This window comes from Parafannyhessea sp., assembly GCF_051876455.1.
GTDB lineage: Bacteria > Actinomycetota > Coriobacteriia > Coriobacteriales > Atopobiaceae > Parafannyhessea.
Map to the genome: position 1 here is coordinate 1 of NZ_JBJEHW010000195.1, position 8,350 is coordinate 8,350.

Consider the following 8,350-nt stretch of genomic DNA (forward strand, 5'->3'; position numbering starts at 1 on the left):
CGGCATCGTGACCGAGACCGGCGGCCGCACCTCGCACTCCGCCATCATCGCGCGTGCCCTCGAGATCCCCGCCGTGCTCTCCGTCGCCGATGCCACGAAGAACATCAAGTCCGGCGAGATGGTCATCGTCGACGGCACCCTGGGCAAGGTCATCAACAACCCGGACGACGTCGTGCTCGAGAACTACCGCGCCAAGGCGAAGAGCTACGCCGAGGAGAAGGCCGCGCTCGAGGCCTATCGCGGCAAGGAGACGGTGACCGGCGACGGCGAGAAGGTCCTTCTCGTCGCGAACATCGGCAACCCCGACGACGCGAACGTCGCCGCGGAGCATGACGCCGAGGGCGTCGGCCTCTTCCGCTCCGAGTTCCTGTTCATGGACGCGAAGGAGCTCCCGTCCGAGGACGAGCAGTTCGCCGCGTACCAGAAGGTCGCGCTGCGCATGAAGGACCAGCCGGTCATCATCCGCACGCTCGACGTGGGCGGCGACAAGGAGATTCCGTACCTGAACCTCCAGAAGGAAGACAACCCGTTCATGGGCTTCCGTGCCGTCCGCTACTGCCTGAACAACCCCGAGCAGTACAAGGTCCAGCTCACGGCGCTCCTGCGCGCGTCCGCGTTCGGCGACGTGAAGATCATGCTGCCGCTCGTGACCACCATCGACGAGGTGCGCCAGGCCAAGGAGCTCGTCAAGGAGTGCATGAAGGAGCTTGACGAGCGCGGCGTCGCGTACAACAAGGACATTGAGGTCGGCACCATGATCGAGACCCCGGCGGCCTCGCTCATCGCGGACAACCTCGCCGAGGAGTGCGACTTCTTCTCCATCGGCACGAACGACCTCATCGGCTACACGATGTGCGCAGACCGCGGCAACGACCGCGTCGCGTACCTGTACTCCGTCTACCAGCCGGCAGTGCTGCGCTCGCTCAAGAACATCATCGAGACCGGCCGCGCCAAGGGCATCATGGTCGGCATGTGCGGCGAGGCCGCGGCCGACCCGCTGCTCATCCCCGTGCTGCTCTCCTTCGGTCTGAACGAGTTCTCCGTCTCCGCTCCGTCGATCCTGCGCACGCGCAAGATCATCTCCGAGTGGACCAAGGAGGAGGCGGACGCCCTGACCGAGAAGGTCATGAAGTGCAAGACCGCCACCGAGGTCAAGGTCATGCTGCAGGCAGCCCAGAAGTAGCGCCTGTCACAACGGTGACTGCGAGGGGGACGTCCGACGAGGGCGTCCCCCTTTTGCATGGGTGTTGGGGGAGAGGAACGGCTCCCGTTGCCGTGGGCGGATGCCGGGTGCGGCCGCGCGAGAGGGCTAGCGCACCTTGCCCGGCACGATGACGGAGAGCGCGCTCGGCACGACGCAGACCTCGAACCTGCTTCCGACGAGGCGTTCGCCATCAACCTGACAGGGAGGGGTCTCCTGGCCAAAGTCGACCACGAGCCGCGAAAGGGTCCCGACCCTCACGACGCCGGAGCGGACGTGCCTTCCCGTGCGGGCGAGGGCGAAGAGCGCAAGCAGATGCGGGAGTGCGGGAACGCCCACGTTGTAGCAGACGTCGAGGTGGCCGTCGAAGGGGCTCGCGGCGGGGCAGATGCGGAAGCCTCCGCCATAGGTCGGGCCGTTCTGGACCGCGAAGATGAGCGTGTTGAGCGAGAGGGGCCTGCCACCGTCGATCGAAACCGTAGACGGCCAGCCGGCCGACCTTCCCCGCACCCTCGAGAAGAGCTTGATGCCCGAGGTGGCGAAGAGCCCCGCACCGCTCTGGCGCGTGTTCGCGGCGCGGCGGTCGGTGGTGTCGAGCGCGATGGCAGCATCGAGCCCGAAGGAGAGCGTCTGCACGTAGTGGCAGGAGGCGCCGGAGTCGCTCGACACGTGGCCGAGGTCGAGCGGTAGCGGTGTGCCCGCAAGCAGCTGGGCGATGGCCCGGTCCGGGTCGTTCGCGGCCATGCCGAGGGTGCGAGCGAAGTCGTTGCCCGAGCCCACGGGGACGATCGCGAGCGCGGGCCGCGCGTCCTTCTCGACGGACATGAGGCCGTTCGCGACTTCGTGGATGACGCCGTCGCCGCCGAGGGCGATCACGGTGTCGAAGCCCGCCGCATTGGAGGCGAGCGTCTTTCCGTCGCCAGGCGCGGTAGTGAGGCATGACGAGAAGCCTGCCGTGGCGGAGGGGAAGTGGGCGAGGAGCCGCGAGACGTATTCGGCGGCTTCGGCACCCCTGCCGCTGTGCGCCGCGGGGTTCGCGATGAGAAGCGTTCTGCCGAGGTTACGCATGGGCATTGCCTCGCCCCCCCTGGGATCGAATGGTCGGGGCGTGCGCCCCGAGACCAATCTATACGAGAAGAGGCCAACCGGACGTGCCGATTGGCCTCTGCAGTGCGAATGGAGCGGCGGACGGGACTCGAACCCGCAACAGGTAGCTTGGAAGGCTACTGCTCTACCAATTGAACTACCGCCGCACGTGGTCGGGGTGACTGGATTCGAACCAGCGACCCTCTGCTCCCAAAGCAGATGCGCTACCAAACTGCGCCACACCCCGGAGCCGCGTTGAAAGTATAGGGGAGCGGGCGGGTTTGGGCAAGGGGTCATCTTGCAATCGAGCGAAAGGGTCGGCACCAGGTCGCGTCGTTTAAAGTTTGTTACAGGAAGTCGCCCAATTATGTTACATGGCAATAACGAACATATTATTTAAAATTGTTTTGTGTGTGGATTGCTGACGGCAGTTTTGTGAGAGGAGCATTCATGAACTATTCCGAGCGCGTCATCGCGGAGCTGGAGGAGCGCTATTCCGACCAGCCCGAGTTCATCCAGGCGGCGAGGGAGGTCCTGACGACGCTTCAGCCCGCCCTCGACAGGCATCCCGAGTTCGAGAAGGCCGGCCTGCTCGAGCGCCTGGTCGAGCCCGAGCGAATCGTTATCTTCCGCGTGCCCTGGGTTGACGACGAGGGCAAGGTCCAGGTCAACCGCGGCTACCGCATCCAGTTCAACTCCGCCATCGGGCCCTACAAGGGCGGCATCCGCCTGCACCCGAGCGTGAACCTCTCCATCCTCAAGTTCCTGGGCTTCGAGCAGGTCTTCAAGAACTCCCTCACCACGCTGCCCATGGGCGGCGCGAAGGGCGGCTCGGACTTCGACCCCAAGGGCAAGTCCGACGCCGAGGTCATGCGCTTCTGCCAGTCGTTCATGACCGAGCTCGTCAAGCACATCGGGCCCGACACGGACGTCCCCGCGGGTGACATCGGCACCGGCGGCCGCGAGATCGGCTACATGTTTGGCCAGTACAAGCGCCTGACCAACTCCTGGCAGTCCGTGCTCACGGGCAAGGGCCTCTCCTACGGCGGCTCCCTCGCGCGCCCCGAGGCCACGGGCTACGGCGCCGTGTACTTCCTGCTCAACATGCTTCGCGACAAGGGCGACTCCATCGAGGGCAAGACGATCCTGGTCTCCGGCTCCGGCAACGTTGCCCAGTACGCGATCCAGAAGGCCCAGCAGCTCGGCGGCAAGGTCGTGACCTGCTCCGACTCCAACGGCTACGTGTACGATCCCGCCGGCATCGACTTTGACCTCCTGGTCCAGATCAAGCAGGTCGAGCGCGGTCGCGTGAAGGAGTACGCGGAGCGCAGGGACGGCGCCGTCTACCACGAGGGCGAGCGTCCGTGGGGCGAGAAGTGCGACATCGCGATGCCGTGCGCCACTCAGAACGAGCTCGACCTCGAGGATGCAAAGAAGCTCGTCGCTAACGGCTGCAAGTACGTGGTCGAGGGCGCCAACATGCCGACCACGACCGAGGCGACCGAGTACGTGATGGCCAACGGCGTGTTCTTCGCGCCGGGCAAGGCGGCCAACGCGGGTGGCGTCGCGACCTCCGGCCTTGAGATGAGCCAGAACCACGAGCACCTCTCCTGGACGTTTGACGAGGTGGACGAGAAGCTCCACTCCATCATGGACTCCATCTACGCCGCAGCCTCGAGCGCTGCCAAGGAGTACGGCCACGAGGGCGACCTGGTGTTTGGCGCCAACATCGCCGGCTTCCTCAAGGTTGCCGACGCCATGATGGCCCAGGGCATCGTGTAGCAAGAACGTCGACATGGTCCCAGGCAGGTGCCTGGGAAGCGTCACGTCGAGGGCGGAGCCGGGGAGACCTGGCCCCGCCCTTTGTTTCCGAGGCGTAAACGCAATTCAGTATTTCGCATAACCGCATAAGCAAACATCTAGAATGCAAAACAACCTTTAACGGAGGTACAGAGATACCTCCAAGGCAGACAAAGCGCGTGACGTTACGTATGTGCCGGAGCTCCGCCGCAGGTGGGGTTCCGTTTTTTGCACGCGCACGAAGGAGGTATGGGCATGAATCCACTTGTTTGCATGCGGCCACCACGCGAGGCCCTTCTCGCCCTCGAGGACGGAACGGTGCTGCGCGGCCGATGTGCCGGTGCGACGGGCGAGGCCTTTGGCGAGATCGTGTTCAACACCTCCATGGTGGGCTACCAGGAGATCGTGACCGACCCCAGCTACGTGGGGCAGATCGTGACGCTCACGTACCCGCAGGTGGGCAACTACGGCGTGAGCGCCGCGGCCATGCAGTCCGGCTCTGCATCGCTCGCGGGCCTCGTCGTGCGCGACATGTGCTACGAGCCCAGCAACTGGCAGAGCGAGGGAAGCCTTCCGGAGCTGCTCGAGCGCGAGGGCGTCGTCGCGATCGAGGGCGTGGACACGCGGGCGCTCACGCTGAGGATCCGCTCGGCCGGCGCCATGCGCGCGGCGATCTCGACCGAGGACCTGGACCCCCAGAGCCTCGTGGCACGCGTGTGCCAGGCACCTGGGATCTCGAGCCGCAACCTCGTGGCGGACGTCTCCACGCGGCAGGAGTACGTGGTGCCCGCCAAGGGCGAGCGGCGCTTCCGCGTGGTCGCGTACGACTGCGGCGAGAAGCGCGGCATAGCGGACGGCCTCGCGTCCGTGGGCTGCGAGACGGTCGTGGTGCCGTGGGACACCCCTGCGGAGCGGGCGCTCGCGCTTGGGGTCGACGGCGCGGCGCCGGACGGCGTGTTCTTCTCCAACGGACCAGGCGACCCCGGCCAGGTGACCGCGACCGCGCAGGCGGCGCAGAGGCTCCTGGGCAAGGTTCCCGTGTTTGGCATCTGCCTGGGCAACCAGCTCGTGTGCATGGCGGCGGGCGCGCGGATAGAGAAGCTCCCCTTTGGCCACCACGGCGGCAACGAGCCCGTGATGAACCTCCTGACCGGTAAGGTCGAGGTGACGGCGCAGAACCACAACTTCGGCCTGGTGTTCGACTCGCTGGGGCCCATCGTGCCCGAGGACTCGGGCGGGTACGCCGAGCATGCGAGCGACCTGCGCGAGTGGTGCCGCCGCGGCGTGGCTCCCGTGGTGCGGACTGCGGCGCTGGGGCGCGTGCGCCTCACGCACGTGAACCTGAACGACGGGACGCCCGAGGGCGTGCAGTTCCTGGACGTGCCCGCGTTCAGCGTGCAGTACCACCCGGAGGCGTGTCCGGGGCCGCACGACTCGGCCTACCTGTTTAGGTCGTTCGCGAGGCTGATGGAGGGCGATGCCGACTACCTAGACATCGACGTGCGCGAGGGGAGGCGCTTCTGATGCCGAGGCGCGATGACATACACAAGATCCTGATAATCGGCTCGGGCCCCATCGTGATTGGCCAGGCCTGCGAGTTCGACTACTCCGGCACGCAGGCGTGCCGCGCGCTGCGCAAGGCCGGCTACGAGGTGGTGCTCGTCAACTCGAACCCGGCGACGATCATGACGGACCCGGAGACCGCGGACCGCACCTACGTGGAGCCGATCACGGCGGAGGCCGTGGAGAAGGTCATCGCCCGGGAGCGGCCGGACGCCCTTCTCCCCAACATGGGCGGGCAGACGGCGCTCAACTGCGCCGTGGCGCTGGGCGAGCGCGGCGTGCTCGACGAGTACGGCGTGGAGGTCATCGGCTGCGACCTCGACTCCATCAAGGTGGGCGAGGACCGCGAGCTCTTTGCGCACGCCATGGGGGAGATCGGCCTCAAGGTGGCCGACTCCGGCTTCGCCCACAGCCTGGACGACGCGAGCCAGATCGCGGCGCGGCTTGGCTACCCCGTGGTGGTGCGCCCGAGCTTCACGCTGGGCGGCGCCGGTGGCGGCATCGCGCACGACGGCGCGGAGCTCGAGGCCATCGCGTCGCAGGGGCTCTCGCTCAGTCCGGAGCACGAGGTGCTGGTGGAGCGCTCGATCGAGGGCTGGAAGGAGATCGAGATGGAGGTCATGCGCGACTCCGCCGGCAACGGCATCGTCGTGTGCTCCATCGAGAACCTGGACCCCATGGGCGTGCACACGGGCGACTCCATCACCGTGGCTCCGTGCCAGACGCTGAGCGACCCGGAGCTGCAGCGCCTGCGCGACTACTCCCTCGCGATCCTGGAGAAGGTCGGCGTCGCCTGCGGTGGCTCCAACGTGCAGTTTGCCGTGAACCCCACGAACGGCGAGGTCATCGTGATCGAGATGAACCCGCGCGTGAGCCGCAGCTCCGCCCTGGCCTCCAAGGCGACGGGGTTCCCCATTGCCAAGGCCGCCGCGCTCCTCTCCGTGGGATACACGCTGGACGAGATCACGAACGACATCACGCAGGCCACGCCCGCCTGCTTCGAGCCCTCCATCGACTACTGCGTGGTCAAGGTGCCGCGCTTCGCGTTCGAGAAGTTCAAGGGCACGAGCGAGCGGCTCACCACGCGCATGAAGAGCGTGGGCGAGGCCATGGCCATCGGCCGCACGTTCGAGGAGTCGCTGCAGAAGGCGCTTCGCTCCCTGGAGCAGGGGCACGCCGGCCTGGGGATGGACGGCACGGACGACTTTGCCGGCCTTTCCGAGGATGAGTTCGCGTCCCGCGTGGCCGAGCCCACGCCGGAGCGCATATTCTTCGTGGCGGAGGCGCTCCGCCGCGGCTGGGGCGTTGCGCGCGTGCACGAGGCCACGGGGATCGACCCGTGGTTCCTGCACGGGGTCGACAACATCGTGCGCGCGGGCAGGCGCCTGCACGAGCTGGGCACGGCGGGGCTCGACGCCAAGACCATGCTCGCGGCGAAGCAGATGGGCTTCTCGGACGTGCAGATCGCCTGGCTCACGGGCACGAGCGCGGAGGTCGTGCGGGCGCTCCGCGAGATCGAGGGCGTGCGCCCCGTCGTGAAGACGGTCGACACCTGCGCCGGCGAGTTCGCGGCGCACACGGACTACCACTACCTCACCTACGAGCTCGCGCCTGCCGGCGGCACCGCCCAGAGCGAGCACGCGCCCTCCGAGCGTCCTCGCGCGATGATCCTTTCCGCCGGCCCCAACAGGATCGGCCAGGGCATCGAGTTCGACTACTGCTGCGTCCACGCGAGCGCGGCGCTGCGCAGGATGGGTTACGAGACCGTGATGGTCAACTGCAACCCCGAGACGGTCTCCACGGACTACGACACCTCCGACCGCCTGTACTTCGAGCCGCTCACCTTCGAGGACGTGCTCAACGTGTGCGAGGTGGAGAAGCCCGCGGGCGTTGTGGTGACGCTGGGCGGCCAGACGCCCATCAACCTCGCCAGCAGGCTGAAGGCCGCGGGCGTCCCGATCATGGGCACGCAGCCGGACGCCATCGACCTGGCCGAGGACCGCGAGCGCTTCAGCGAGCTGCTTGACAGGCTGGGCGTGGCCTATCCGCCCAGCTCCACGGCCCAGACCGTGGACGAGGCGCGCCAGGTGGCGCGGCGCGTGGGCTACCCGCTGCTCGTGCGCCCCAGCTACGTGCTGGGAGGGCGCGGCATGGCCATCGTCTACAACGACGGCGAGCTCGCGACCTACATGGCCGAGGCCGCGCACGTGTCCCCGGCACACCCCGTGTACCTGGACTCCTTCCTGGAGGACGCCATCGAGCTCGACGTGGACGCGATCTCCGACGGCACGACCTGCTATGTGGGCTCCGTCCTGGAGCACATCGAGGAGTGCGGCATCCACTCGGGCGACTCGGCCTGCTGCTACCCGGCCTTCTCGCTCTCCGACGCGATCGTGGACCGCGTACGCAGGACCACGCGCGAGCTCGCGCTGGCCGTGGGCATCGTGGGGCCGCTCAACATCCAGTACGCCGTCAAGGACGAGCAGCTCTTCGTGATCGAGCTCAACCCGCGCGCCAGCCGCACGGTGCCCTTCTCGTCCAAGGCGTCCGGCGTGAGCCTGGCCCGTGCCGCCGCCAAGGTCATGGCGGGCAAGAAGATCGCCGAGCTCGGCCTTCCGCCGGAGGACCGCGAGGTGGGCTACTTCGCGGTCAAGGAGGCCGTCATGCCCTGGGCGCGCTTCCCGGGGGCGGACGTTACCC

Annotated in this window: 5 protein-coding genes and 2 tRNA genes; 4 read left to right on the top strand and 3 right to left on the bottom strand. The window is 67.3% G+C overall.

The window, feature by feature from the left end; translation table 11 throughout:
• Nucleotides 1–1,183 (top strand): phosphoenolpyruvate--protein phosphotransferase (ptsP, locus tag ACI38Z_RS08260; RefSeq protein WP_439789721.1); only part of this gene is annotated, 1,183 nt, incomplete at its 5' end.
• 126 nt (nt 1,184–1,309) lie between these two features.
• Here ptsP and ACI38Z_RS08265 read toward each other — a convergent pair.
• From ACI38Z_RS08265 to ACI38Z_RS08275, 3 genes are all read right to left on the bottom strand, one after another.
• Nucleotides 1,310–2,275: a diacylglycerol/lipid kinase family protein gene (locus ACI38Z_RS08265; protein ID WP_439789722.1), complete on the bottom strand. Its 966-nt coding sequence runs from the start codon at nt 2,273–2,275 to the stop codon at nt 1,310–1,312.
• Between the two features lie 103 nt (nt 2,276–2,378).
• Nucleotides 2,379–2,454: transfer RNA gene (locus ACI38Z_RS08270), tRNA-Gly, on the bottom strand.
• A 3-nt stretch (nt 2,455–2,457) separates the two neighbouring features.
• A tRNA-Pro gene (locus tag ACI38Z_RS08275) sits at nt 2,458–2,534 on the bottom strand.
• A gap of 203 nt (nt 2,535–2,737) precedes the next feature.
• On the opposite strand from ACI38Z_RS08275, the gene gdhA reads away from it, so the two are divergent.
• From gdhA to carB, 3 genes are all read left to right on the top strand, one after another.
• Nucleotides 2,738–4,069, top strand: coding sequence for an NADP-specific glutamate dehydrogenase (gene gdhA, locus ACI38Z_RS08280; protein ID WP_439789723.1), 1,332 nt, complete (start codon nt 2,738–2,740; stop codon nt 4,067–4,069).
• A 273-nt stretch (nt 4,070–4,342) separates the two neighbouring features.
• Nucleotides 4,343–5,611, top strand: coding sequence for a glutamine-hydrolyzing carbamoyl-phosphate synthase small subunit (gene carA, locus ACI38Z_RS08285; protein ID WP_439789724.1), 1,269 nt, complete (start codon nt 4,343–4,345; stop codon nt 5,609–5,611).
• Nucleotides 5,611–8,350, top strand: a 2,740-nt coding sequence (gene carB, locus ACI38Z_RS08290) for a carbamoyl-phosphate synthase large subunit (protein WP_439789725.1), incomplete at its 3' end; no start/stop codon positions are given. The genes carA and carB, both read left to right, overlap by 1 nt.